The organism is Corynebacterium sp. HMSC06C06, assembly GCF_001807295.1.
In the GTDB taxonomy this organism is placed as follows: domain Bacteria; phylum Actinomycetota; class Actinomycetes; order Mycobacteriales; family Mycobacteriaceae; genus Corynebacterium; species Corynebacterium striatum.
In genome coordinates this window covers 1-814 of the sequence record NZ_KV788508.1, presented here as the reverse complement: position 1 = coordinate 814, position 814 = coordinate 1, and the positions used below count along the sequence as shown (strand labels likewise).

Here is an 814-nt window from a genome sequence, read left to right as displayed (position 1 = left end):
CGCCACGCTTGAATAGTTCGTTAAGTATTTCACGTGGGGTTGCGCCGCCGAGGATTTGTCGGGGTGTTTCGTTGAGCTCATTTTGCACCCACGCGACATGTTCGGGTGTGACGGTGGCAAAGTCGGTGCCCTTTTTGTAGAACCTGCGCCTGATCTCGCCGTTGGTGTTCTCGTTGGTTGGTCTCTGCCACGGTGAGTGCGGTTCACAGAAAAACACCTGGCAGCCGTCTTTAATCTGGACTTGTGCTGTGACAGCCATTTCTGCGCCTTGGTCCCATGTGATGGTCTTTAGCTGCTCGGTGTTGAGGTCTTTGACCATGTCCTGCAGGGTTGCGACCACGGTGTGTGAACTGTGCTCATCGGGAAGGTGTCCAAGCAGGGTGTAACGGCTGGTGCGCTCTACTAGGGTAATCAGCGCGCTTTTGCCACCTTTACCAATAACAAGGTCGCCCTCCCAGTGCCCGGGAATAGCCCTGTCATCAGCTTCCGGGCTGCGGTGGGTGATCTCAGCACCTTTGATCCAAGGGCGACCGGTTAACACGCCAGCGTTTCGGGCACGACGCTTGCGTGTTGAGCCGCCGCGGATAAGTACGTCTTTAGTCTTCATGACTTCTTCAAGCTCGGCTCGCAGGCTGCCTTTGCCTTGAATGTATAAGGCACTGTAGATCGCTTCGTGGGAAATACGCATGCTTTCATCATCGCTGAAAGCATGCTCAAGCCATGCACTAATGCGCCCAGGTGACCACCTGCGGGCAAGGCAATCGACTACTACACCCCGAAGCGTTGGGCTTTCATCGAGCTTGCGTAGTTTTGG

General features: G+C 55.3%; 1 protein-coding gene. It reads right to left on the bottom strand.

The genetic code is table 11. The features are described from left to right. A partial coding sequence (locus HMPREF3153_RS09820) for an IS30-like element IS1513 family transposase (protein ID WP_141740944.1) occupies positions 1-814 on the bottom strand: 814 nt, incomplete at both ends.